Annotated in this window: 25 protein-coding genes and 1 rRNA gene; 15 read left to right on the forward strand and 11 right to left on the reverse strand. The window is 63.9% G+C overall.

Annotation, left to right across the window (positions count from 1 at the left end; all coding sequences use genetic code 11):
* Positions 1-238 precede the first annotated feature (238 nt).
* From CFB50_RS12270 to CFB50_RS12310, 9 genes are all read left to right on the forward strand, one after another.
* Positions 239-1,132 carry a DMT family transporter gene (locus tag CFB50_RS12270; RefSeq protein ID WP_011352649.1) on the forward strand — a complete coding sequence of 298 codons (894 nt, stop codon included), beginning with the start codon at positions 239-241 and terminating at the stop codon, positions 1,130-1,132.
* A gap of 112 nt (positions 1,133-1,244) precedes the next feature.
* On the forward strand, positions 1,245-1,868 hold the full coding sequence (locus tag CFB50_RS12275) for a TIGR00645 family protein (protein WP_039370107.1): 624 nt from the start codon (positions 1,245-1,247) through the stop codon (positions 1,866-1,868).
* Positions 1,869-1,902: 34 nt separating this feature from the next.
* Complete coding sequence (locus CFB50_RS12280) at positions 1,903-3,426, forward strand: fumarate hydratase (RefSeq protein WP_069248436.1); 1,524 nt, start codon at positions 1,903-1,905, stop codon at positions 3,424-3,426.
* A 194-nt stretch (positions 3,427-3,620) separates the two neighbouring features.
* Positions 3,621-4,097 carry a bacterioferritin gene (gene bfr / locus CFB50_RS12285; protein ID WP_039370101.1) on the forward strand — a complete coding sequence of 159 codons (477 nt, stop codon included), beginning with the start codon at positions 3,621-3,623 and terminating at the stop codon, positions 4,095-4,097.
* Positions 4,098-4,135: 38 nt separating this feature from the next.
* Positions 4,136-4,996 (forward strand): glutamate racemase, encoded by an 861-nt coding sequence (gene murI, locus CFB50_RS12290; RefSeq protein WP_089446006.1) that lies wholly within the window; start codon positions 4,136-4,138, stop codon positions 4,994-4,996.
* Positions 4,997-5,146: 150 nt separating this feature from the next.
* Complete coding sequence (locus CFB50_RS12295; RefSeq protein ID WP_039370093.1) at positions 5,147-5,383, forward strand: (2Fe-2S)-binding protein; 237 nt, start codon at positions 5,147-5,149, stop codon at positions 5,381-5,383.
* 218 nt (positions 5,384-5,601) lie between these two features.
* Complete coding sequence (locus CFB50_RS12300) at positions 5,602-6,333, forward strand: energy transducer TonB (protein WP_069248438.1); 732 nt, start codon at positions 5,602-5,604, stop codon at positions 6,331-6,333.
* A 36-nt stretch (positions 6,334-6,369) separates the two neighbouring features.
* The gene (locus CFB50_RS12305; RefSeq protein WP_089446007.1) at positions 6,370-7,101 is read left to right on the forward strand and encodes a MotA/TolQ/ExbB proton channel family protein; all 732 of its coding nucleotides are present in this window, start codon (positions 6,370-6,372) and stop codon (positions 7,099-7,101) included.
* 13 nt (positions 7,102-7,114) lie between these two features.
* The gene (locus CFB50_RS12310) at positions 7,115-7,543 is read left to right on the forward strand and encodes an ExbD/TolR family protein (RefSeq protein WP_089446008.1); all 429 of its coding nucleotides are present in this window, start codon (positions 7,115-7,117) and stop codon (positions 7,541-7,543) included.
* Positions 7,544-7,933: 390 nt separating this feature from the next.
* Here CFB50_RS12310 and CFB50_RS12315 read toward each other — a convergent pair whose 3' ends face one another.
* The gene (locus tag CFB50_RS12315) at positions 7,934-8,908 is read right to left on the reverse strand and encodes a LysR family transcriptional regulator (protein ID WP_069248441.1); all 975 of its coding nucleotides are present in this window, start codon (positions 8,906-8,908) and stop codon (positions 7,934-7,936) included.
* 122 nt (positions 8,909-9,030) lie between these two features.
* On the opposite strand from CFB50_RS12315, the gene CFB50_RS12320 reads away from it, so the two are divergent.
* From CFB50_RS12320 to hemP, 3 genes are all read left to right on the forward strand, one after another.
* Complete coding sequence (locus CFB50_RS12320) at positions 9,031-9,903, forward strand: pirin family protein (RefSeq protein ID WP_089446009.1); 873 nt, start codon at positions 9,031-9,033, stop codon at positions 9,901-9,903.
* A 99-nt stretch (positions 9,904-10,002) separates the two neighbouring features.
* On the forward strand, positions 10,003-10,485 hold the full coding sequence (locus CFB50_RS12325; protein WP_089446010.1) for an SRPBCC family protein: 483 nt from the start codon (positions 10,003-10,005) through the stop codon (positions 10,483-10,485).
* 138 nt (positions 10,486-10,623) lie between these two features.
* Positions 10,624-10,875 carry a hemin uptake protein HemP gene (gene hemP / locus CFB50_RS12330; RefSeq protein WP_089446011.1) on the forward strand — a complete coding sequence of 84 codons (252 nt, stop codon included), beginning with the start codon at positions 10,624-10,626 and terminating at the stop codon, positions 10,873-10,875.
* 273 nt (positions 10,876-11,148) lie between these two features.
* Here the strand turns inward: hemP and CFB50_RS12335 are convergent, their stop codons facing one another.
* The 5 genes from CFB50_RS12335 to uvrB form a co-directional block, all read right to left on the reverse strand.
* Positions 11,149-12,546, reverse strand: a complete 1,398-nt coding sequence (locus CFB50_RS12335) for a 4Fe-4S binding protein (RefSeq protein ID WP_089446012.1) — start codon at positions 12,544-12,546, stop codon at positions 11,149-11,151.
* Positions 12,543-13,385 (reverse strand): FTR1 family iron permease, encoded by an 843-nt coding sequence (locus CFB50_RS12340; RefSeq protein ID WP_069248444.1) that lies wholly within the window; start codon positions 13,383-13,385, stop codon positions 12,543-12,545. The genes CFB50_RS12335 and CFB50_RS12340 overlap by 4 nt, the downstream gene beginning before the upstream one ends.
* Before the next feature lie 58 nt (positions 13,386-13,443).
* Positions 13,444-13,776: a cupredoxin domain-containing protein gene (locus CFB50_RS12345; protein ID WP_089446013.1), complete on the reverse strand. Its 333-nt coding sequence runs from the start codon at positions 13,774-13,776 to the stop codon at positions 13,444-13,446.
* Between the two features lie 55 nt (positions 13,777-13,831).
* A complete protein-coding gene (locus CFB50_RS12350; RefSeq protein ID WP_021163417.1) occupies positions 13,832-14,383 on the reverse strand; it encodes an iron transporter in 552 nt (183 codons plus the stop codon).
* A gap of 219 nt (positions 14,384-14,602) precedes the next feature.
* On the reverse strand, positions 14,603-16,693 hold the full coding sequence (uvrB, locus tag CFB50_RS12355) for an excinuclease ABC subunit UvrB (RefSeq protein ID WP_089446014.1): 2,091 nt from the start codon (positions 16,691-16,693) through the stop codon (positions 14,603-14,605).
* Between the two features lie 267 nt (positions 16,694-16,960).
* On the opposite strand from uvrB, the gene CFB50_RS12365 reads away from it, so the two are divergent.
* Positions 16,961-18,160, forward strand: a complete 1,200-nt coding sequence (locus tag CFB50_RS12365; protein WP_089446015.1) for an amino acid aminotransferase — start codon at positions 16,961-16,963, stop codon at positions 18,158-18,160.
* Between the two features lie 119 nt (positions 18,161-18,279).
* Here the strand turns inward: CFB50_RS12365 and CFB50_RS12370 are convergent, their stop codons facing one another.
* On the reverse strand, positions 18,280-19,068 hold the full coding sequence (locus CFB50_RS12370) for a 3-hydroxybutyrate dehydrogenase (RefSeq protein WP_089446016.1): 789 nt from the start codon (positions 19,066-19,068) through the stop codon (positions 18,280-18,282).
* Positions 19,069-19,232: 164 nt separating this feature from the next.
* Here CFB50_RS12370 and CFB50_RS12375 point away from each other — a divergent pair, with 164 nt between their 5' ends.
* Both CFB50_RS12375 and CFB50_RS12380 read left to right on the forward strand, forming a co-directional pair.
* Positions 19,233-20,204, forward strand: a complete 972-nt coding sequence (locus tag CFB50_RS12375) for a potassium channel beta subunit family protein (RefSeq protein WP_089446017.1) — start codon at positions 19,233-19,235, stop codon at positions 20,202-20,204.
* 111 nt (positions 20,205-20,315) lie between these two features.
* Positions 20,316-21,161: a 23S rRNA (adenine(2030)-N(6))-methyltransferase RlmJ gene (locus tag CFB50_RS12380; RefSeq protein ID WP_069248449.1), complete on the forward strand. Its 846-nt coding sequence runs from the start codon at positions 20,316-20,318 to the stop codon at positions 21,159-21,161.
* A 15-nt stretch (positions 21,162-21,176) separates the two neighbouring features.
* Here CFB50_RS12380 and CFB50_RS12385 read toward each other — a convergent pair whose 3' ends face one another.
* From CFB50_RS12385 to rrf, 4 genes are all read right to left on the reverse strand, one after another.
* The gene (locus CFB50_RS12385) at positions 21,177-21,545 is read right to left on the reverse strand and encodes a hypothetical protein (RefSeq protein WP_174945519.1); all 369 of its coding nucleotides are present in this window, start codon (positions 21,543-21,545) and stop codon (positions 21,177-21,179) included.
* A gap of 115 nt (positions 21,546-21,660) precedes the next feature.
* The gene (locus tag CFB50_RS12390) at positions 21,661-21,807 is read right to left on the reverse strand and encodes a DUF3563 family protein (RefSeq protein ID WP_006478295.1); all 147 of its coding nucleotides are present in this window, start codon (positions 21,805-21,807) and stop codon (positions 21,661-21,663) included.
* 215 nt (positions 21,808-22,022) lie between these two features.
* Positions 22,023-22,427 (reverse strand): Cu(I)-responsive transcriptional regulator, encoded by a 405-nt coding sequence (gene cueR, locus CFB50_RS12395; protein WP_069248450.1) that lies wholly within the window; start codon positions 22,425-22,427, stop codon positions 22,023-22,025.
* 255 nt (positions 22,428-22,682) lie between these two features.
* Positions 22,683-22,795 (reverse strand): 5S ribosomal RNA (gene rrf, locus CFB50_RS12400).
* Positions 22,796-22,798: the final 3 nt, after the last annotated feature.

Consider the following 22,798-nt stretch of genomic DNA (forward strand, 5'->3'; position numbering starts at 1 on the left):
CGCCGCTGTCTCCTACCCACCACCCGCGCACGGCCCGAAGGCTGCTGCACGATGCTGCGCCGCACCACGTCGCACGATGGCGACCGGGCGGCCCGACAGTTTCCACAATAAGCGCTCCAACTTACCCGTCACTTACGCGGCACGGCAGTTTCGCCCGTCGGGCGGCGCCGCTTGTAGCTTTACGCTGTAACGAGCGCGACCCTACAATCCTAACTGAACTCGCCTTCCGGATTCCAGCTTGAATCGCTACGCTTTCTTTCTCGTGCTGTCGATGCTGTTCGTCGGCAGCAATGTCGGTATCGGTAAATCGATCGTCGTCTTCGTTCCCGTCGCCATCCTCGCCACGCTGCGCTTCGTGATCGCGATCGCCGTGCTGTGGCCGCTGTTCAGCCCGGTGAAAATGCGCACGGTCAAGCGCGGCGAATGGCTGAACCTGTTCCTGCAGGCGTTCTTCGGCACCTTCATGTTTACGCTGCTGATGCTGAACGGCGTACAGCGGACGAGCGCGGTCGCCGCCGGCGTGATCACCAGCACGATCCCGGCGATCGTCGCGTTGTTCGCGTGGCTGATCCTGCGAGAAAAACCGAACGGCCGTGCGCTCGTGTCGATTGCACTCGCGATCGCCGGCGTCGTGACGATCAACCTCGCGAACGGCAGCGCGGCCGGGCACGGCGCGTCGTCGCTGACCGGCAACCTGCTGATCCTCGGCGCGGTGTGCTGCGAATCGATCTACGTGATCCTGTCGCGCCGCCTCACGCAGACGCTCGCGCCGATCGACATCTGCGCGTACACGCACCTGTTCGGCCTGTGCCTGATGCTGCCGCTCGGCGCGACGGCCATGTGGCATTTCGATTACGCGAGCGTGCCGGCCGGCACCTGGGCGCTCGTCGTCTGGTATGGCCTGTCGGCCAGCATCTTCTCGTTCTGGCTGTGGATGAAAGGCATCCGGCACGTCCCGGGCAGCCTCGCCGGCGTGTTCAGCGCGGTGCTGCCGGTCGCGGCCGCCGCGTATGGCATCGCGTTCCTCGGCGAGCGTCCGACGCTCGCGCACGGCATCGCGCTCGCGTGCGTCGTCACCGGCATCGTGCTCGCCAGCCTGCGCGTGAAACGCGTGCCGGCTGCCGCCTCCTGATCCGTCCCCGGCACTGCCGGCGCGTCACTGCAGTCGCGCCGGCCGACGCGTTACAATAGCGCGCCTTTTAAGATTACCCCCGATACCTGCGCACCGCGCCCGACTGTCCACCATGTCTGCCCCGCATTCGCCCGGCCGCCCCGCGCGTCGCCCGCTTCGCCCGCTTCCCGCGCTGATTTTCATGAGCCGCTGGCTCCAGGTTCCGCTCTACCTCGGCCTGATCGTTGCGCAAGCCGTCTATGTGTTCCTGTTCCTGAAGGAAGTCTGGCACCTGCTGTCGCATGCGACGAGCCTCGACGAAATCAGCGTGATGCTCGCGGTGCTCGGCCTGATCGACGTGGTGATGATCTCGAACCTGCTGATCATGGTGATCGTCGGCGGTTACGAGACGTTCGTGTCGCGCCTCGGCATCGAGGGCCACCCCGACGAGCCCGAGTGGCTCGACCACGTGAACGCGGGCGTGCTGAAGGTCAAGCTGTCGATGGCGCTGATCAGCATTTCGTCGATCCACCTGCTGAAGACGTTCATCAACCCCGACCAGCACACGATGCACGCGATCATGTGGCAGGTGATCATCCACGTGTCGTTCCTGGTGTCGGCGCTCGTGATGGCGTGGGTCGACCGCCTGACGACGCACACGCACCCGGCCCATTTCCACGAGCCGCACGCCCACGGCGCGCACGCGCCCGCGGCGAACGAGCCCCGCAAGCCGGCCGACGCAGCCGTCAACGCATAAACGCATTCCCCACAGTCCCCACAGAGTCTCAGCCATGACCGTCATCAAACAGGAAGACCTGATCCAGAGCATCGCGGATTCGCTGCAGTACATCAGCTACTACCATCCGCTCGACTACATCCAGGCCCTCGGCCGCGCGTACGAACTGGAAGAAAGCCCGGCCGCGAAGGATGCGATCGCGCAGATCCTCACGAACAGCCGCATGTGCGCGGAAGGCAAGCGCCCGATCTGCCAGGACACCGGTATCGTCACGATCTTCGTGAAAGTCGGCATGGATGTGCGCTGGGACGGCGCAACGATGGGCCTCACCGACATGATCAACGAAGGCGTGCGTCGCGGTTACACGCACCCGGACAACGTGCTGCGCGCGTCGATCGTCAATCCGCCGGAAGGCGCCCGCAAGAACACGAAGGACAACACGCCGGCCGTGATCCACTACGAGATCGTGCCGGGCGACAAGGTCGACGTGCAGGTCGCGGCGAAGGGCGGCGGCTCGGAGAACAAGTCGAAGTTCGTGATGCTGAACCCGTCCGACTCGATCGTCGACTGGGTGCTGAAGACGGTCCCGACGATGGGTGCGGGCTGGTGCCCGCCCGGCATGCTGGGGATCGGCATCGGCGGCACTGCCGAAAAGGCGATGCTGATGGCGAAGGAATCGCTGATGGAGCCGATCGACATCCAGGAAATCATCGCACGCGGCCCGAAGGACTGGGTCGAGGAACTGCGCGTCGAACTGCACGAGAAGGTCAACGCGCTCGGCATTGGTGCCCAGGGCCTCGGCGGCCTGGCAACGGTGCTCGACGTGAAGATCATGGCTGCACCGACGCACGCGGCATCGAAGCCGGTCGCGCTGATCCCGAACTGCGCGGCGACGCGCCACGCGCACTTCGTGCTCGACGGCTCGGGCCCGGCCAAGCTTGAAGCACCGTCGCTCGACGCATGGCCGAAGGTCAACTGGGAACCGAACACGGAAACCAGCAAGCGCGTCGACCTGAACACGCTGACGCCGGAAGAAGTCGCGAGCTGGACACCGGGCCAGACGCTGCTGCTGTCGGGCAAGATGCTCACCGGCCGCGACGCCGCGCACAAGCGCATCGCCGACATGCTCGCGAAAGGCGAGAAGCTGCCGGTCGACTTCACGAACCGCGTGATCTACTACGTCGGCCCGGTCGATCCGGTCCGCGACGAAGTGGTCGGCCCGGCAGGCCCGACGACGGCCACGCGCATGGACAAGTTCACCGAGACGATGCTCGCGCAAACCGGCCTGATCTCGATGGTCGGCAAGGCCGAGCGCGGCCCGGTCGCGATCGACGCGATCAAGAAGCACAAGGCGGCCTACCTGATGGCCGTCGGCGGTGCGGCTTACCTCGTGTCGAAGGCGATCCGCGGCGCGAAGGTGCTCGCGTTCGAAGACCTCGGCATGGAAGCGATCTACGAGTTCGACGTGCAGGACATGCCTGTAACAGTTGCTGTCGATTCGTCGGGCACGTCGGTGCACCAGACCGGTCCGAAGGAGTGGCAAGCGAAGATCGGCAAGATCCCGGTCGCAGCCGCTTAAGCGCGATCGAACGAAAGGCCGGACGGGTGTCCGGCCTTTTTACTTCTCATTCTCATTATTGTGTGTGGCCGGTTGTTCGAGGCTGATTCTCATTACATGCAAAAGGCAGGCCCGGCAAGGCTTCGAGGCTTGGCTTTTCTCGTTCGAGCGATTATCTTTCGGTTTCTGAAGCCCCACTGAACAAGGAACAAGCCATGCAAGGCGACAAGAAAGTCATCGAATATCTGAACGCCCAGTTGAAGAATGAACTCACGGCGATCAACCAGTACTTCCTGCATGCGCGCATGTACAAGCACTGGGGCCTCGAGAAGCTCGGCAAGCACGAGTACGACGAGTCGATCGGCGAAATGAAGCACGCCGACTGGCTGATCGAGCGCGTCTTCATGCTCGACGGCCTGCCGAACCTGCAGGATCTGCACAAGCTGCTCGTCGGCGAGGAAACCGAAGAGATCCTGAAGTGCGACCTGAAGCTCGAACAGATCTCGCAGTCCACCTGCAAGGAAGCGATCGCCTACTGCGAATCGGTGCGTGACTACGTGTCGCGCGAGATCTTCGAAAAGATCCTCGACGACACCGAAGAGCACATCGACTGGCTGGAAACGCAGATCGACCTGATCGGCAAGGTCGGCCTGCAGAACTACCAGCAAACGATGATGGGTACGCCGGAGTAAACTCGCTCCACGCTTCCCGTTACCGCCCCGTCCCGTTCATGTCGACACCTTCCGTTATTCCTGCGATGGCCACGACCGTCGCCCCCATCGGCATCTTCGATTCAGGGCTGGGCGGCCTGTCGGTGCTGCGCGCCGTGCGCGCGCAGCTGCCCGACGAGTCGTTCATCTACGTCGCCGATTCGCACCATGCGCCGTATGGTCCGCGCGACGAGGCATTCATTACGGAACGCACGCTGGCAATCGGCGAGTGGCTGGCCCGCGAAGGGGCGAAAGCGCTCGTCATCGCGTGCAACACGGCGACCGCACGCGCGATCGCTGCAACCCGCGAACACCTGTCGATCCCGCTCGTCGGCGTCGAGCCGGGCATCAAGCCGGCCGCCGCCGTGTCCGCGAGCGGCGTCGCGGGCGTCCTCGCCACGCAGTCGACGCTGAACAGCCCGCGCTTCCAGGCGCTGCTCGACCGCTACGGCGCCGGCCGCCGCTTCATCTGCCAGCCCGGCCACGGGCTCGTCGAAGCCATCGAGCGCGGTGATACGAATTCGCCCGCGTTGCGCACGTTGCTCGACAGCTACCTGCAACCGATGCTCGACGACGGCGCCGATACGCTGGTACTCGGCTGCACGCATTACCCGTTCTTCACGGAAACGATTCGTGACCTTGTGGGCGACCGCCTGACGATCGTCGACACCAGCGACGCGATCGCGCGCCAGCTCGTGCGCGTGCTCGACCAACGCAACCTGCGCGCACCGGCCGGCACGCGCGCGGCACCGCCCCGCTTCTGCTCGACCAGCGACGGCCGTCAACTGCAGGTGCTCGCATCGACGCTGCTCGGCCTCGCAGCGCCAGTCGAATCCGTCACCATTTCCTCGCCGAACGCGCGCGCCTGCGCGACCGCCTGACACCGGCCGGCACGCGCGCTTCCGCGTGCCGTTCCCCCACCCCGACGTTTCAAGGGTCCGATGACCTTAAAAAAAGCCTGCCCCAGGCTTGTCAACGTCCGCAAATTTAATGATAATAATTCGCATTACCGTTAGCTATCGCAACTCATCATGATCGTCTGCGTGTGCAAGTCCGTTTCCGATCGCAAGATTCGCGCGTCCCTCGCAGAGGGCGTGAACTCTTTCGATGAACTCCAGTTCGAGCTTGGCGTGGCCACGTGCTGCGGCAAGTGCGAGGAGTCCGTACGCGACCTCATGGCCGAACAAGGCGTCTGCGCGAGCCGGTGCGGTGTCGAGCATCATGCTCACCCGATCCCGGTCACGTTCTACGAACGCAAGGCCGCCTGACCGGCGCCGAGTGTGCGCATGCGGCCCAGGCCGCATTTTTTGTTTTGACCGTCAGCAAGCCACCGTCTGCGCGAGCCAGCGGCTTACCTGCCAAGGAGCCTGTCATGGAATTGCTGATCGGATTTGTGACCACCGTTTGCATCTCGCTGCTGATCTTCCGCAAGTGATGCCGATTCACCCGCCGCGCCCCGGGTGCGACATCGTTCTTTCAAGCTAACATGCAGGCTTCGCATCTCGCTCCTGCCGGCGCCGTGCCGGCAGCACCACGTATGAATCCCCGAGTGATCGTCGTCGCGGTCGGTGTGCTTGCCGCACATGCGATCATGCTGACGGCCGCCTGGCTCCATCGCAACGCGCCGCCGCCGCCGAAGGAGATCGAGGTTCAGTCGATCACCGCGCAGCTCATTGCGCCTGCGCCTCCCGCCCAGCCGGTCGCGGTCCAGTCGGCCGCGCAGCAGCCTACGCCGCCCAAGCCCACGCCGCGCGTGAAACCGAAGGTCGAGCCGAAGCCGGTGCAGAAAGCGGTCCCGACACCTCAGCCCGTCTCGCAGGCACCGTCGCCGACGCCCGCGCCGGCAGTGGCCGATCCGACGCCGGCTCCCGCCGCGCCGGCGCCTGCTGCGCCCGCTGCAGCACCCGGCCCGGCGCGCGAGACGATGCAGGTCAGCGCGCCGAAGAACGTGTCGGCGCTCACCTGCAATTTCGTCAAGCCGACCTATCCGTCGATGTCGCGCCGTCGCGGCGAAACGGGCACGGCCTATGTTCACTTCATCATCGGCGTGACGGGCAAGATCGAAAGCGTCCAGCTGCAGAAGAGCAGCGGCTACCCGCGCCTCGACGAAGCCGCGCTCGAGGCGACGCGCGCCAGCACCTGCCCGCCGTACATCGAGAACGGCCAGGCGATCCGCGCCGCCCATACGCTGCCCTTCAACTTCACGCTTGACGACTAACCCGTCATATTCGGTAGATTCAAAGGAAACAAGAAAATGCAAAGCTACGGTATCGCGCACGTCTGGGCGCAAGGTGATTTCGTCACGCGCGCCATCGCGATCACGCTGCTCGTGATGTCGGTCCTGTCGTGGATCGTGATCATCATCAAGGGCTGGAACGTGATCCGCCTGAACCGCCTGACGAAGAACGCCGAACAGGCATTCTGGCATTCGGACAACTTCGACGACGGCGTCAAGAAGCTCGGCCTCGCCGCATCGACGCCGGCTGACAACCCGTTCCTCGCGCTCGCGCTGTCGGGCAAGGAAGCGGCCGATCACCACCACCAGACGCAACCGCACCTGCACGACCGCATGGACGTGTCGGACTGGGTCACGCGCTGCCTGAAGGACACGATGGACGAAGGCATCTCGCGCATGCAGAGCGGTCTCGCGATCCTCGCGTCGATCGGCAGCACCGCGCCGTTCGTCGGCCTGTTCGGCACGGTCTGGGGGATCTACCACGCGCTGCTCGCGATCGGCGCATCCGGCCAGACGTCGATCGACCAGGTCGCGGGCCCGGTCGGCGAATCGCTGATCATGACCGCCTTCGGCCTGTTCGTGGCGATCCCGGCCGTGCTCGGCTACAACGCACTCACCCGCGCGAACAAGGGTGTCGTCAGCAAGCTGCGTCGCTTCGCGCACGGTCTGCATGCGTACTTCGTGACGGGCGCGAGCCTTGCCTCGTCGTCGACGCGCGACGGCCTGCGTCTCGCGACGCGCGCCAGCTGAGGCGGGGTGAACCATGGCAATGAACACCGGTTTCAGCGACGATGACGACGATGCAGTGATGAGCGAGATCAACATGACGCCGCTCGTCGACGTCATGCTCGTACTCCTGATCATTTTCCTCGTGACGATCCCGGCGATGCAGCATGCGGTGAAGATCGACCTGCCGCACGCCAGCAGCCAGCCCGTCGACGAAAAGCCGCAGACGGTCGACGTCGTGATCCAGGGTGACGGCACGATCCTGTGGGACGATCACACGGTCACGCGCAAACAATTGCAGGAACGCATCGCGGAAGCGGCAAAGCGCACGCCGCAGCCGGAGTTGCACCTTCGTGCGGATCGCAAGGTCGCGTACGAACACGTCGCGGAAGTGATGTCGGATGCGCAGGCAGGCGGCCTGACGAAGCTCGGCTTCGTCACGGAGCCGGGCGCGAAAGCGAAGTAACGCGCGCACATCTTGCGGTAGCGCATCGCCGGCCGCACCTAGCCGGCCGCACCTCGCCGGCCGCGCACAAAGTAAAAGGCCTTCATCGCCAGATGAAGGCCTTTTTTCATGCGCACGCGGGCGCCTTCGGGCGGCGGGCTCTTTGGCGGTATCGGTTGCGCCTCGAGCAACGCAAATGCGACTCTGCCGTGGTCTGCACGGACTGCGCGTTCTGCCCTATCTGGCTCACAATATATGCGGCCACCTGATTTCGCTCAGAACTTCCTTCACGAAATGGGATTTCAATATAGGCCCGCCCGCACGCGCATTCAAGGTTCCGGCGATTGAAACTTGCGATTGCAGGCGACGCTTCAATGACAAAACAAATTTGCGTCGCCGTGCGCGTCGTGTTCAGGTCGCCGAAACATCGGCCGCCGCTTCCTTCTTCGCGCGTTCCGGACACCCCGGATCCTGGTAGGCGCCATGATCGAGCTTCTCGACCAGGTAGTCGACGAACGCACGCACCGCGGGCGGCATCCCCTGCCGCGACACGAACACCGCATACAGTTGCGGCACCGGCAGCGTCCAGCCCGGCATCACCGGCGACAGTTGCCCCGCACGCAGCGCGTTGCCGTACATCATCTCCGGTAGAGCCGCGATGCCGAGGCCATCGAGCACGGCTTCACGGATCGTCATCAGGTCGGCCGTCACGAGCCGCGGGTCGTGCTCGTGCACGTGACGCGTACCGTCCGGTGCGATCAGGTTGAACACGTGCCGCCCGTCGACGCTCGGCGTATCGAGCGTCTCGAATCCGCTCAGGTCATCCGGTACCAGCGGCGGCGCATTCTGGCTCAGCAGGCTCGGCGCGCCGACCAGCATCTGCTCGGTGCGCCACAGCGGCCGCACGACGATGTTCGCGTTCTGCGGCGGCTCCGAGCGCACGCGCAGCGCGACGTCGATCGAATCCTCGAACAGGTCGATCACGCGATTCGTCACGCGGACGTGCACCTTCACCTCGGGATAGCGACGCAGGAATTCGGGCAGGATGCGCGACAGCATCGTCTGCGACAGCGTCACGGGCACGCTGACGCGCACCGAGCCGCGCGGTGATGAGCGCAACTGCTGCACCGCGTTCATCGCCGCCTGCGCTTCGGCCAGCATCGCTTGGCAATGCTGGTAGAACAGTTCCCCCGCCTCGGTCAGCGCGAGCTTGCGTGTGGAGCGCTGCAGCAGGCGCACGCCGAGCGCCGCCTCGAGTTCGGTCAGGCGCCGCGACAGGCGCGATTTCGAGATGCCCAGCACGCGCTCCGCGGCCGAGAAACCGCCATGTTCGACGACCTGCGAAAAGTACATGAGGTCGTTCAGGTTGTGTGCATCGATATTCATCTCATCGTTCCATTTTCAGAACAATCCATTGCGCACCGTCGCGAATCGAACGGTAAAACGCCCAATATAATAGCGCTATGTTTCAAAAATAACGCTATTCCGATCATTTCGAGGGTATCCGCATGACGACCGCTCGCTCGCTTGACCGCACCTACCCCGCGCTTCGCACGACCGAAGGCGGCGGCTTCGTGGTTCATCGACCGTTCCCGACCCGGCTGTTGATGGATTTCGATCCGTTCCTGCTGCTCGACGAAATGGGTCCCGTCGACTACGCGCCCGGCGAAGCCAAGGGCGCGCCCGACCATCCGCATCGCGGCTTCGAGACCGTGACGTACGCGCTCGACGGGCGCTTCCGCCATCGCGACTCGTCCGGCCATGCCGGCACGCTCGGCCCGGGCGACGTGCAATGGATGACGGCGGGCGCCGGCGTCGTGCACAGCGAGATGCCCGATCCTGAATTCGCGCAGACGGGCGGCCGGTCTCACGGCTTCCAGCTGTGGGTCAACCTGCCGCGCCGCGACAAGCTGATCGCACCGCGCTACCAGGAGATCCCTGCCGACCGCATCCCGACCGCGACCTCGCCTGACGGCCGCGCACGTGTGCGCGTGATCGCCGGCGAAGCGTTCGGTGTCCGCGCCGCGATCGAGACACGGACACCGATCCTCTACCAGCATTTCACGTTGCAGCCGGGCGCAACGGTCACGCAGGCCGTCCCGGCCGGCTATCGCGTGTTCGCCTATCCGATCGACGGAACGGGCCTCTACGGGCCCGCCAGGCAGGCGGTCGATGCACGACACATGGTCGTGTACTGCGATGACGGCGACACGGTCACGTTCGCCGCCGGCGACACGCCGCTCGACCTGCTGCTGATCGGCGGCGTGCCGCTCAACGAGCCGATCGTCCGCTACGGCCCGTTCGTGATGAACACCGAGGAAGAGATCCGGCAGGCGGTCGTCGACTACCAGACCGGTCGCATGGGTCGCATCGAAGCATGACGCAAGGACGGGCGCGCAGGTGCCGCGAAACCGCCCGTTTTGCGTCACAATGACTCCTTGAACCACGTGGCCGCCCGCCACCAGAAGGAACCCGTCCCCTTGAACTTCGAACATCTGATCCAGATCAATTCCGACGATCCGGCCGTGCCGACCCTCACCCGCGACCAGCTCTGGGAAGGTCTCGTGCTGCGCGCCGAACAGCCGCAACTGTTCGTGCTCGGTCTCGACAGCTGTGTCGTCCACGAACGGACGGACACGACGCTCGAACGTGAGCTGCACTACGGTCACGCGACCGTGCGCGACCACGTCACGTTCACGCCGAACCATCAGGTTCGCTACGAGATCCTCGCCGCCGACGGCGAGATCGGCGGCTCGCTGACGATGACGATCGAGGAGCGCGACGATCACGAGCTGTTCCTGCGTTTCGAATACCGCACGACGCTGGTCGTCTCGGACGACAGCGAAGACGCGCGTCAAACGCACGGGATCGTCAAGGAAGCGTATCGCACGTCGGATATCGACACGGTCCGCCTGATCCGCGAGTACGCGCAGGGCCGCAAGGACCCCGATCCGCTGCACTGAACCCGGTGGCGGCCCGCGGGCCGCCCCTTTGACTCAAGCTATCAGATTTGTCATTTCGATCGATAAAGAGTTTTTGTAAATGGGAATAGTTATCATTTAGAATTCATTCCATCGTATCGACAGTCACCGATCAACCGAATGACCGACACCATGCGCCCGACCCCGACCACGCTGACCTTGCGCCGCACGACCGGCACCGCAGGCAGCAGCCGTCAGAAGACGGCAGCGGTCACCACGCCGGCGAAACCTGCCGGCAACCGCGAAGCAGGCACGCGGGTCGTCAACAGCGATGCGCTGCTGCAAGGCCAAAGCCACGTCAGCATCGCGCATAACGGAGAGACCTATCAGTTGCGCGCCACACGGCTCGGCAAACTGATCCTGACGAAGTAAGACAGAGTATTGTGGGGACCACCTCCCTGAGAGGTGTTGGGCAGTAGCCAGCGTAACGGCTTGCACGCGAGATCTAGACCCCTTCGTGCAAACACACTCAAGCAGCCGTTGCAGCAAGCCAAGCCACTTTTTTTGGTTCTCGCACAAGGAAGAAAAAAAGCGACACGTCCTTCGACGTGTCGCTTTTTTGTTTGGGCGGCCCATGCGTGAAGCATGCCGCCCAGGTTCGTTACCGCGTCGCTGCGTGACCGCCGAAGCGGCACGCGATCCGCTTCAGAAACCCCAGAACATCAACCACCATGCGCTGTCGATGACGGCAAGCCCGGCAGCGAACCACGCGAATGCCGCAAGCCGGCGCGGCCAGCCCGCATAGCGCCCCGTCACTTTCCACGCGAGCCACGCACTCCATGCGTTGGCGCCGACCAGGATCGCGATGCGCACATCGGTCGCCCAGCCGAGCGGCACATGCTCGGCACGCAGCAGCGACAGTGTCGTGGCCGACAGGCCAAGGAACACGCCCGCGCCCGCAATCGGAATCAACGCCTGTGCAAGATGATGCAGCCGCACGCGATCGAAGCGGCCGAGCATCAGCGTGGCGCCGGCCAGCAGCACCAGTAGCGCAGTGCCGTACACGAGCCCCGTGCCGACGATGTAGCTGATGACCAGCCCGCCGTCGAGCCACGAGAACACGTCGTTGCGATCGGGATAGTGCGTGAGCAGGAACCACGGCGCATTGGTCTCGAGCGGCCACGTGATGTCATGGTCGATCAGCCAGCCCGCGAGCCATTGCTTGATCTGCACGAACCACGGGCTGACGGTCCAGTGGAACGCACCGATCGCGACGCCGAGCAGGCCGTACAGGATCAGCGCGGTGTCCCACGGGTTCGCCTGCTGCGCGCCGAGGTTCACGACTTCGTCGGACGGCGAGCGCAACGACAGCGAGATCGCATCCCGGTGCCCGCTGCAGCGGCCGCACATGTGGCAGTCCGCCGCGCCCTTCATGTTGCGCAACGGCACGAGCGGCGCGCAGTTGATCGGAATCACGCGATGGCCATGCTCGCCGTTCTTGTACGACCGGCGCCATGCATCCTCGTCGACCTTGTAGCGCATCGGCGCGAGCCGCGCGAGCAGCCCGAATACGCCGTTGACCGGGCACAGGTACTTGCACCACACACGCTTCTCGCGGCCGTACAGCACGCCGATCACGATCGCGCCGACGGTCGAGCCGCCGAGTACGAACAGCACCGCGAGCGGGTACTGGTACACGCTCACCATCTGCCCGTAGATCGTCGTGAGCCCGAACGCGACGAACGGCCAGCCGCCCCACCGCATCCAGCGCGGAATCGGGCCGCCGCGGCCGAACTTGCTCGCGAATTCGGTGAGCGCACCTTCCGGACACAGCACGCCGCACCAGACACGGCCGAGCATCACCATCGACAGCAGTACGAACGGCCACCAGATGCCCCAGAACGTGAATTGCGCGATCAGCGTGAGGTTGTTCCACAGGTGCGCGGAGTCGTCCGGCAGCGGCAACACCGCCGGCACGATGATCAGGAACGCATAGACGGCGACGACGGCCCACTGGATGCCGCGGATCAGCGCACCGTGGCGCTGCATCCATTGGCCGGCCTGCGCGAGCCAGCCCTGCTTGGCTGCGGCGACAACACTCATGCCGCGCGACCTGCCGCAACCGACGGACGACGGCTCGCGCGCTTCATCAGCAGCCAGACCACCGCCCAGTACACCGCATACGCGACCAGGTTGGTCAGCGCCGGGTGAGCACGATAGCCGGTCAGCGTGGCGACGAGCGAGCCGAACGTGCCCGAATCATCGAGGATCGCGGACGTGTCCCACACCTGCGAAATGCCGAGCGGCAGGATTTCCTTGTCGATCAGCTTGTCGACACCGGTCTGGAACAGGCCTGCGCCGAGGAACAGCAGCATCACTTCCGTGACGCGGAAGAAATGCCGCCACGAGAAGTACTTGCCGCCGAGCTGCAGCAGGTAGAACGTGAAGAACGCGAGGCCCAGGCCGATCACCACCGCGAGCATCTGGCTGCCGTCGACGTGACCCGACTGGCCGAAACCGAGACCGTACAGGAAGATCACCGTCTCGCTGCCTTCGCGCGCGATCGCGAGCGCGACCAGCACCGCGACGCCCCACCAGTTCGAATCGCGCGTGCTCTGCTGCAGCGATTGCTCCATGTCGCGCTTCAGCGTGCGGCCGTGCCGGCGCATCCACAGCACCATCTGCACGATCAGCACGCATGCGATCAGCACCATGGCGGTCTGGAAGTAGTCCTGCGCGTCGCCGGACAGCACTTCGGTGAAACCGACCAATGCGGCACCGAGGCCGACGGCCATCAGCAGGCCGACACCGACGCCGGTCCAGAGAAAAGGCAAGCCGCGGCGCGCGTCATCGTCGCCGTTTTTCAGCCATGCATAGAGAATGCCGACGACGAGCAGCGCTTCGACGCTCTCCCGCCAGACGATGAACAAGATCTGACCCATCGATACCTCCTGACGCGCAGTACACCGGGCTGGTGTGCCCGCGCGCAGATAAAACGCATTACTTCGCGACGATCACGCCCTGCGCCTGCTGGTGGAAATCGTCGAAAAACCTGTATTCACCCGGTGACAACGGTGCGACGACCACGAATGAATCGGCGCCCGGCGCGAGCACCTTCTCCTTGCGCAGTTGCACGCTCTCGAATTCGGCGGCGCCCTTGCCGGTGTTCTTGATCTCGATCTTGAAACGCTGGCCGGCCGGCACTTCGATGCGGGCGGGGTTCAGCTTGCCGTCCGTCATCTCGAGCTTGAACGTCGGCAGATCGGCAGCGTACGCTGCGCCGGCTAGCCACAACGCAGCGGCTGCGGCAACGATTTTCTGGGGAATTTTCATTCTGGGTTCTCTACGCCGACGGCGCGCCGAAGCGCGCCGTTCGTGATGCCACCGATCAGTAACCGCCCTTCTTGCCGATACCGGCGAACGGGAAGTCGTACTCGAGGGTAATGGGCTTGAACCATGCACCCACCCCCGTTTCCTTGTCGATGTGACGGCCGAACGCCATGTGGCCCGTCTGCATCGGCGGCTTGACGACCATCGTCAGGTGGTACTTGCCCGGGCCGTTCAGCTTCACGTTGTCGCCGTAGTGCGGACCGTCGCTCGCGACCATGCCCATCAGGTCGCCTTCAGCCTTCCACTTCGTGTCGCCCTGCTTCGTCAGCTTGTACGTGACCTGCAGGTACGGCATCCAGTCGCCTTCCGCGAAACCCGTCGGGTTGTTCTTGACCGCATGGATGTCGGCCTCGAGGTGGATGTCGGAATCCGACGCCTTGCGCATCATCCCTTCCGGGTCCATCGTGATCGGCTGCAGGTACACCGCGCCGATTTCCATGCCGCCCTGGATCTGCTGCTTGCCGATCGGATATTCGGCAGCCGAGGCCGACATCGCGGCAAGCGCCGCCGCTACCGCAACCGTCGTGCGGATGAACGAAGAACCCAACATGGACACTCCTTGTTATTTGATCTGGAACCATGCGGACCGAACACCAGCCGGCCCACTGAAAACACTAACGCGACGAAGAACGTTAATGCGAACAATTCTCAATAATCACGAAGTTTAGCACCGAACCTGTTTCTGAACAAACGACGAGCCGTGTAAACCCCTGATCCGACAAGGCTTACAGGTTCGTTACCGCAGGGTTTCGGTGACGCTTGGAAAGATTTACCGGCCGCCGCTGACGTGATCGCCGACGTTCGCGCCGAACACGCGCTCGCGCAGCAGCGCAAGTTGGTCGCGGGTCGCGGCGGCCTTCTCGAACTCGAGGTTCTTCGCGTAGTCGGCCATCTGCTTCTCGAGGCGCTTGATTTCCTTGGCGAGTTGCTTTTCCGACATGTCCTCGAATTTCGCGCGCTGCTGCGCTTCCTTCAGCTCGGCGCGTGCCTCGTCCGCGTTGTAGACGCCGTCGATGATGTCCTTGATGCGCTTCACGACACCGCGCGGCGTGATGCCCATCTTTTCGTTGTGCGCGATCTGCTTCGCACGGCGCCGTTCGGTCTCGCCGATCGCGCGCTTCATCGACTCGGTCATGTTGTCCGCGTAGAGGATCGCCTTGCCGTTCACGTTCCGCGCCGCGCGGCCGATCGTCTGGATCAGCGAGCGCTCCGCGCGCAGGAAGCCCTCCTTGTCCGCGTCGAGGATCGCGACGAGCGACACCTCGGGAATGTCGAGCCCTTCCCGCAGCAGGTTGATCCCGACCAGCACGTCGAACGTGCCGAGCCGCAGGTCGCGGATGATCTCGACGCGCTCGACCGTGTCGATGTCGCTGTGCAGGTAACGCACCTTGACCCCGTGATCGGCCAGAAACTCGGTGAGCTGCTCGGCCATGCGCTTCGTCAGCACGGTGATCAGCACGCGCTCCTCGGCCTTCACGCGCGCGTTGATCTCGGCCAGCACGTCGTCGACCTGCGAACTCGCCGGCCGCACTTCGATTTCCGGATCGACGAGCCCGGTCGGCCGCACGACCTGCTCCGCGATCTGCCCGGTCACGCGCTTCTCGTAGTCAGCCGGCGTGGCCGACACGAACACGACCTGGCGCATCTTGCGTTCGAACTCGGGGAATTTGAGCGGCCGGTTGTCCAGCGCCGACGGCAGCCGGAACCCGTAGTTGACGAGGTTTTCCTTGCGCGCGCGGTCGCCGTTGTACATGCCGTTCAACTGGCCGATCAGCACGTGCGATTCGTCGAGCAGCATCAGCGCATCGGGCGGCAGGTAGTCGACGAGGGTCGGCGGCGGATCGCCGGGCGCCGCGCCCGAGAAATGCCGCGAATAGTTCTCGATGCCCTTGCAGAAGCCGAGTTCCTGCAGCATCTCGAGATCGAAGCGCGTACGCTGCTCGAGGCGCTGCGCCTCGACGAGCTTGCCGTCGCTGTGAAAGAACTCGAGCCGCTCGCGCAGTTCGTCCTTGATCGTCTCGACCGCGCGCATCACGGTGTCGCGCGGCGTCACGTAGTGCGACGACGGATACACGGTGAAGCGCGGGATCTTCTGCCGCACGCGCCCCGTCAGCGGGTCGAACAGCTGCAGCGTCTCGACCTCGTCGTCGAACAGTTCGACGCGCACGGCCAGCTCCGCGTGTTCGGCCGGGAAGATGTCGATCGTATCGCCGCGCACGCGGAACGTGCCGCGCTGGAAATCCTGCTCGTTGCGCGTGTACTGCATCGCGATCAGCCGCGCGATCACGTCGCGCTGGCCGAGCTTGTCGCCGGCGCGCAGCGTCAGGATCATCTGGTGGTATTCGGACGGATTGCCGATACCGTAGATTGCCGACACCGTCGCGACGATCACGACATCGCGGCGCTCCATCAGGCTCTTCGTCGCCGACAGCCGCATCTGCTCGATGTGCTCGTTGATCGACGAATCCTTCTCGATGAACAGGTCGCGCTGCGGCACGTACGCTTCAGGCTGGTAATAGTCGTAGTACGAGACGAAGTACTCGACCGCGTTGCGCGGGAAGAACTCGCGAAATTCCGAGTAGAGCTGCGCGGCGAGCGTCTTGTTCGGCGCGAACACGATCGCCGGGCGGCCGAGTCGCGCGATCGTGTTCGCCATCGTGAAGGTCTTGCCCGAGCCCGTCACGCCGAGCAGCGTCTGGAACGAGAGACCATCCTCGACCCCTTCGACGAGCGTCTGGATCGCGGTCGGCTGGTCGCCTGCGGGCGGATACGGTTGATACAGCTGGAACGGCGACCCTTCGAAGGTCACGAATTTCGATTCGTCGAGCGCGTCGCCGGTTTCGGCTTTATGTTCGGACATGGAATGCGGCCGGAGCGAGGGCAAAGAAAGCATTCTAGCGCTTCGCGGCCTCGCGAACTGCTGTCGGCTCCTGACGCGCGACGGCCGCCCGAAATCGCGCTCCCCGGCCGAATTTCGCCGCCGAAACGCCGCCCCCGCCTGCGTGAATTCGCTACAATGTCAGGCTGCTGCGCTTTCCGGCGTCGTGCCTGCCAGCGCGCGGTTCATCCACCGCGCCCGCCCCGCCCGTTGAAAGCCTGACCCTCTTTTCACTACTGCCGAATCATCATGTCGCTCTTCTCCGCTGTCCAGCTTGCTCCCCGCGACCCGATCCTGGGCCTGAACGAAGCCTTCAACGCCGATACGCGTCCGACCAAGGTCAACCTCGGCGTCGGTGTGTACACGAACGAAGAAGGCAAGATTCCGCTGCTGCGCGCGGTTCGTGAAGCAGAGAAGGCGCGTGTCGAGGCCGGCCTGCCCCGCGGCTACCTGCCGATCGACGGCATCGCCGCCTACGATGCGGCCGTGCAGAAGCTGCTGCTCGGCAACGACTCGCCGCTGATCGCAGCAGGTCGCGTGGTCACGGCCCAGGCACTGGGCGGCACGGGTGCGTTGAAGATCGGCGCCGATTTCCTGCGCACCGTGAACCCGAACGTGAAGGTCGCGATCAGCGATCCGAGCTGGGAAAACCACCGCGCGCTGTTCGAAGCAGCCGGTTTCGAAGTCGTTGCGTACCCGTATTACGACGCTGCCACCAACGGCGTGAACTTCGAAGGCATGCTGTCGGCACTGAACGGCTACGCAGCGGGTACGGTCGTCGTGCTGCACGCATGCTGCCACAACCCGACCGGCGTGGACCTGACCGAAGCACAATGGCAACAGATCGTCGACGTCGTGAAGGCGCGCAACCTCGTGCCGTTCCTCGACATGGCCTACCAGGGTTTCGGCGAGAACATCGAGGCCGATGCTGCTGCCGTGCGCCTGTTTGCCGCAGCTGACCTGAACGCATTCGTGTCGTCGTCGTTCTCGAAGTCGTTCTCGCTGTACGGCGAGCGCGTCGGCGCACTGTCGATCATCACGTCGAGCAAGGAAGAAGCGACGCGCGTGCTGTCGCAACTGAAGCGCGTGATCCGCACGAACTACTCGAACCCGCCGACCCATGGCGGCGCCGTGGTCGCAGCAGTGCTCGCTTCGCCGGAACTGCACGCTTCGTGGGTGCAGGAACTCGGTGAAATGCGCGATCGCATTCGCGCAATGCGCAATGGTCTCGTCGAGCGCCTGAAGGCAAGCGGTGTCGATCGCGACTTCAGCTTCATCAACGAGCAGCGCGGGATGTTCTCGTATTCGGGCCTGACCTCGGCGCAAGTCGATCGCCTGCGCGACGAGTTCGGCATCTACGCAGTCGGCACGGGCCGGATCTGCGTCGCAGCACTGAACACGCGCAACCTCGACGCGGTCGCCAATGCGGTCGCAGCCGTCCTGAAGTAATGCGGCTCGAGCAGGCGGCAGCCGTCATCGGCCCCGCCCTGCCAAAATGAAAAACGCGCTCCGTGGAGCGCGTTTTTTATGCCATTCACCGGCGGGCAGCGACCCCGCCCGCATCCGCATCACTGCATGAACCAGCCGTGGCTGACGACGACCGACTGGCCCGTGAGCGCGGCGCTCGGGAAGGCCGACAGGAACAGCACCGTCTGCGCGACGTCCTGAACGGTCGTGAACACGCCGTCGACCGTATTGCCGAGCATCACCTTCTTCACCACTTCCTCTTCGCTGATCCCGAGCTCCTTCGCCTGCTCCGGAATCTGCTTGTCGACCAGCGGCGTGCGCACGAAGCCCGGACACACGACGTGCGAACGCACGTTGTGCTTCGCGCCTTCCTTCGCCAGCACGCGCGCCAGGCCGAGCAGGCCGTGCTTGGCCGTCACGTACGCCGACTTCAGCGGCGACGCTTCGTGCGAGTGCACCGAACCCATGTAGATCACGACACCGCCGCGATCATCCTTGTACATGTGCTTGAGGGCGGCCTTGGTCGTCAGGAACGCGCCGTCGACGTGGATCGCCTGCATCTTCTTCCAGTCGGAGAACGCGTAGTTCTCGATCGGGTTGACGATCTGGATGCCCGCGTTCGACACGAGGATGTCAACCGAGCCGAACGTCTCGGCCACCTTGTCGATACCGCTGTTCACGGCGTCCTCGTTCGTCACGTCCATCGCGACGCCGATCGCCTTGCCGCCCGCCTTGACGATCTCGTCGGCGACCGCGTTCGCGCCGTCCTGGTTCAGGTCGGCGATCGCGACGGCCGCGCCCGCTTTCGCGAGCTCGAGTGCGATTTCTTTGCCGATGCCGCTCGCGGCGCCCGTGACGACTGCGGTCTTGCCGTTCAGATGTGCTGCCATGTCCGTCTCCTCCCGTTGTCGGATCGATAAAACACGCGCCCGCCGAATCCGCTACCGTCGCGTGATCGTGCTGGCGGGCCAGCCGTCATTGTGCACGATCGGCCCCGCCGTTCGCGCGCAAAACGTCTAAGCTTAAGGTCGGTTCTGTCACGCAGGAGATTCGCATGCACTATCGACGGCTAGGCCGCTCCGGCCTGCAGATCAGCGAGCTTTCGCTCGGTTCGTGGGTGACGTACGGCAACCAGGTCGACCAGCGGGTCGCGCGCGAATGCCTGGCTGCGGCGCGCGACGCGGGCGTCAATTTCTTCGACAACGCCGAGGTCTACGCCGGCGGCAAGTCCGAGGAAATCATGGGCCACGCGATCAAGGCGCTCGACTGGCCGCGCATCAGCTACATCGTGTCCACGAAATTCTTCTGGGGGCTCGCCGAAGCGCCGAATCAATATCACACGCTGAACCGGAAATACCTGCTGAACGCCATCGACGGCTCGCTGCGCCGGCTGCAACTCGACTATGTCGACCTCGTCTATTGCCATCGCCCCGACCCGAACACGCCGATCGAGGAAACCGTCTGGGCGATGAGCGACATGATCGTGCGCGGCAAGGCCCTGTACTGGGGCACATCGGAATGGAGTGCCGACGAGATCCGTGCTGCGTGCGAGATCGCCGAGCGGCATCACCTGCACAAGCCGGTCGTCGAGCAGCCGCAGTACAACCTGTTCCACCGCACGCGGGTCGAACAGGAATATGCGCGGCTCTACGAAGACTACGGTCTCGGCCTCACGACCTGGAGCCCGCTGGCATCGGGCCTGCTCACCGGCAAGTACCGTAACGGCGTGCCGCCCGGCAGCCGCGCACAGTTGCAGGGTTACGACTGGATGCGCGACCGCCTGACCAATCCGGCCGCCAACGACATCGTCGAACGGCTCGGCGCAATTGCAGCCGAGCTCGGCTGCAGCACGGCCCAGCTCGCGATCGCGTGGGTACTCGCAAATCCGCGTGTGAGTTCAGTCATCACCGGCGCGTCGCGGATCGAGCAGATCAGTGACAACATGCGCGCGCTCGACGTTGCCGTGAAGCTGACGCCGGATGTGAAGCAACGCATCGAGGAGGTGGTCGGCGACGCGTACGAGTAAGGCGATGCGCGACCACTCGCGTACAATAGCGGCCCGCATCGGCGCTTGGCCTGACGGCCGCGCACGATCGATCGCTTTCATCGATTCACCTTTCGTTTCAGGCAGCCCGCCATGCTCAGTTATCGTCACGGTTTTCACGCAGGCAACCACGCGGATGTGCTCAAGCACGCCGTCGTCGTCCAGCTGCTGCGCTACCTGAACAAGAAGGACAAGTCTTACTGGTACATCGACACGCATGCAGGTGCCGGCGTGTACTCGCTGCGCGACGGCTACGCGGCGAAGACGTCGGAATTCGACACCGGCATCGGCCGGCTGTGGAACGAAAAGAACCTGCCGGAGGCGCTGGGCGACTATGTGGATGAAGTGCGCGCGCTGAACGACGACGGTGAACTGCGCTTCTACCCGGGTTCCCCTTACATCGCATGGCGATCGATGCGCGAGCAGGACCGCATGCGCCTGTTCGAAATGCACACGACAGAAATCGACGTGCTGCGCCACAATTTTCGCGATGCAGGGCGACGCGCGATGATCTTCGCCGGCGACGGCTTCGAAGGCATCAAGGCGCTGCTGCCGCCGCCGCCGCGACGCGCACTCGTGCTGATCGACCCGTCCTACGAGGACAAGAAGGATTACGCGCGCACAGTGGCTTGCGTGACGGAGTGTCTGAAGCGATTCGCGACGGGATGCTATGCAGTCTGGTACCCGCAGGTGACCCGGACGGAATCGCAGCGTTTTCCCGAGCAGTTGAAGCGCCTGCAACCGAACAACTGGCTGCACCTGACACTGACGGTGTCGAATCCGCCGACTGACGGGTTGGGTCTCTACGGCAGCGGGATGTTCATTCTGAATCCGCCGTATACGCTCGCCCAGAGCATGAACGAGGCACTGCCCTACCTAGTCGAGATGCTCGGACAGGATAGCGGCGCCCGCTGCCAGATCGAGCACCGCGGAAACTGATCGGGCGACTGGCCGTTACGGCTGAGGTCTCGGCGCGAGCCTCGGCTGGTTGGCCGGCTGCCCACCCCATGCGGGGACATTGATATACGGCGCGACGAACAGCGGAACCGACGTGTTCGGCGCCTGCCCGGCCGGAGCCCGCATCCCTGCGGGCTCGACGATCGGCTCGGAAGACAACGGTGCCGTTTGCAGCACCAGCCCGCCCTTGCCGTCCTGGATACCGCGTTGCGTATCGAGAATCAGCGGCTTGGACGGCGTCGCGGCAACAGCCGCGAGTCCGTGAACAAGCACCGCCGCCCCCAGAACGAGACGCGCGCGGGCACTTCGACGCACATCGAGACGCAAACGCATGATCGTGTCCTTCAGGATGAAAAGCAGGTGCATACCATAGCGCTGCACTGACGATTGCGCCAGATCCGGCGCACAAAAAGACAAAGCCCCGACAAATACGGGGCTTGCTTATCGTTCGGTGCCACGTGGCACCTGACGGCGACTCCGATTACAGCGAGTAGCCGTTGGTTTCCAGCGAGCGGATGCGGCTCTCGAGCTGGACGATGTCCGACGACGTGGCAAGGTAGGCCTCACGGCGTTCACGTTCTGCGGATTCGAACCAGTTGCTCAGCTTTTCGACGATGTAGGCGATCATGACATTCTCCAAGGAAGGGGGACCCCTGGTGAATCGGTGTTCAGGGATTTCCCGTATAGGGTTATCCCGAATTATAGCGATGCCGCACCAAGATGCTAGTGAAATACTTGCATGGAAACCATTCCTAATCGGAATGGCTGGCCGCCAACATCGCATAACCCATTGATTTTTATGAAAATCGAGTCGAGGCCTGATTTGGACGTCGAGCGGGCGCACTAATTTGGTTCATCGACAGGGTCGGACAGACGCGCCAATATCGGGCATTCTGGCCGCCCGTCACCATGACAGTGCGCAGCAAGATCGGCCAGTGTGTCGCGCATGTCGCTCAGCTCGGCGATGCGCTTGTCGAGTTCGGCCACATGCTCGAGGGCAATCGACTTCACTTCGGCGCTCGCGCGGGAACGGTCTTGCCAGAGCATCAGCAGCTTGCGGATGTCCTCGACGAGAAAGCCAAGGCGTCGCGCCTGACGGATGAAGCGCAGGATATGGATCTCGTCTGCGCCGTAGATCCGGTAGCCGGCATCAGTACGCTTGCTTGGCGCAAGCAGACCGACCTGTTCGTAGTACCGGATCATCTTTGCGCTGACTCCGGATTCGCGCGACGCGTCGCCGATATTCATTCCCGCCCTCTCCATCAAGCCCTGGTTTCGAACATGAACGTCGACGTGTGCAATCGCCGACGGCACGTCGATCGTATCAAATCGTGTGATTTCGCTCCCGGGGTGAGGATTGACTGCAGGATGGCGGCTGATTGATCTGGCGGGTGTGCCGTCGGGATGTGATGGATGGAGCGCTCTTCTCTCCACCATCCATGCATTTCCGCCGCTGAAATGCAAAAACCCCCGCCTTTCGGGCGGGGGTTTCTGGCTTAGGGAGCCTGACGATTACCTACTTTCACACGGGAATCCGCACTATCATCGGCGTAGAGTCGTTTCACGGTCCTGTTCGGGATGGGAAGGGGTGGGACCGACTCGCTATGGTCATCAGGCAA

The sequence above is a fragment of the Burkholderia sp. AU33423 genome (genome assembly GCF_002223135.1).
Classification (GTDB): Bacteria; Pseudomonadota; Gammaproteobacteria; order Burkholderiales; family Burkholderiaceae; genus Burkholderia; species Burkholderia lata_D.

Excerpts from the sequence above, each read along its gene's own strand:
- CFB50_RS12275 (WP_039370107.1), top strand. The coding sequence starts at position 1,245 with ATGTCTGCCCCGCATTCGCCCGGCCGCCCCGCGCGTCGCCCGCTTCGC.
- CFB50_RS12280 (WP_069248436.1), top strand. The coding sequence starts at position 1,903 with ATGACCGTCATCAAACAGGAAGACCTGATCCAGAGCATCGCGGATTCG.
- bfr (WP_039370101.1), top strand. The coding sequence starts at position 3,621 with ATGCAAGGCGACAAGAAAGTCATCGAATATCTGAACGCCCAGTTGAAG.
- murI (WP_089446006.1), top strand. The coding sequence starts at position 4,136 with ATGTCGACACCTTCCGTTATTCCTGCGATGGCCACGACCGTCGCCCCC.
- CFB50_RS12295 (WP_039370093.1), top strand. The coding sequence starts at position 5,147 with ATGATCGTCTGCGTGTGCAAGTCCGTTTCCGATCGCAAGATTCGCGCG.
- CFB50_RS12300 (WP_069248438.1), top strand. The coding sequence starts at position 5,602 with ATGCAGGCTTCGCATCTCGCTCCTGCCGGCGCCGTGCCGGCAGCACCA.
- CFB50_RS12305 (WP_089446007.1), top strand. The coding sequence starts at position 6,370 with ATGCAAAGCTACGGTATCGCGCACGTCTGGGCGCAAGGTGATTTCGTC.
- CFB50_RS12310 (WP_089446008.1), top strand. The coding sequence starts at position 7,115 with ATGGCAATGAACACCGGTTTCAGCGACGATGACGACGATGCAGTGATG.
- CFB50_RS12315 (WP_069248441.1), bottom strand. The coding sequence starts at position 8,908 with ATGAATATCGATGCACACAACCTGAACGACCTCATGTACTTTTCGCAG.
- CFB50_RS12320 (WP_089446009.1), top strand. The coding sequence starts at position 9,031 with ATGACGACCGCTCGCTCGCTTGACCGCACCTACCCCGCGCTTCGCACG.
- hemP (WP_089446011.1), top strand. The coding sequence starts at position 10,624 with ATGACCGACACCATGCGCCCGACCCCGACCACGCTGACCTTGCGCCGC.
- CFB50_RS12335 (WP_089446012.1), bottom strand. The coding sequence starts at position 12,546 with ATGAGTGTTGTCGCCGCAGCCAAGCAGGGCTGGCTCGCGCAGGCCGGC.
- CFB50_RS12340 (WP_069248444.1), bottom strand. The coding sequence starts at position 13,385 with ATGGGTCAGATCTTGTTCATCGTCTGGCGGGAGAGCGTCGAAGCGCTG.
- CFB50_RS12345 (WP_089446013.1), bottom strand. The coding sequence starts at position 13,776 with ATGAAAATTCCCCAGAAAATCGTTGCCGCAGCCGCTGCGTTGTGGCTA.
- CFB50_RS12350 (WP_021163417.1), bottom strand. The coding sequence starts at position 14,383 with ATGTTGGGTTCTTCGTTCATCCGCACGACGGTTGCGGTAGCGGCGGCG.
- uvrB (WP_089446014.1), bottom strand. The coding sequence starts at position 16,693 with ATGTCCGAACATAAAGCCGAAACCGGCGACGCGCTCGACGAATCGAAA.
- CFB50_RS12365 (WP_089446015.1), top strand. The coding sequence starts at position 16,961 with ATGTCGCTCTTCTCCGCTGTCCAGCTTGCTCCCCGCGACCCGATCCTG.
- CFB50_RS12370 (WP_089446016.1), bottom strand. The coding sequence starts at position 19,068 with ATGGCAGCACATCTGAACGGCAAGACCGCAGTCGTCACGGGCGCCGCG.
- CFB50_RS12375 (WP_089446017.1), top strand. The coding sequence starts at position 19,233 with ATGCACTATCGACGGCTAGGCCGCTCCGGCCTGCAGATCAGCGAGCTT.
- CFB50_RS12380 (WP_069248449.1), top strand. The coding sequence starts at position 20,316 with ATGCTCAGTTATCGTCACGGTTTTCACGCAGGCAACCACGCGGATGTG.
- CFB50_RS12385 (WP_174945519.1), bottom strand. The coding sequence starts at position 21,545 with ATGCACCTGCTTTTCATCCTGAAGGACACGATCATGCGTTTGCGTCTC.
- CFB50_RS12390 (WP_006478295.1), bottom strand. The coding sequence starts at position 21,807 with ATGATCGCCTACATCGTCGAAAAGCTGAGCAACTGGTTCGAATCCGCA.
- cueR (WP_069248450.1), bottom strand. The coding sequence starts at position 22,427 with ATGAATATCGGCGACGCGTCGCGCGAATCCGGAGTCAGCGCAAAGATG.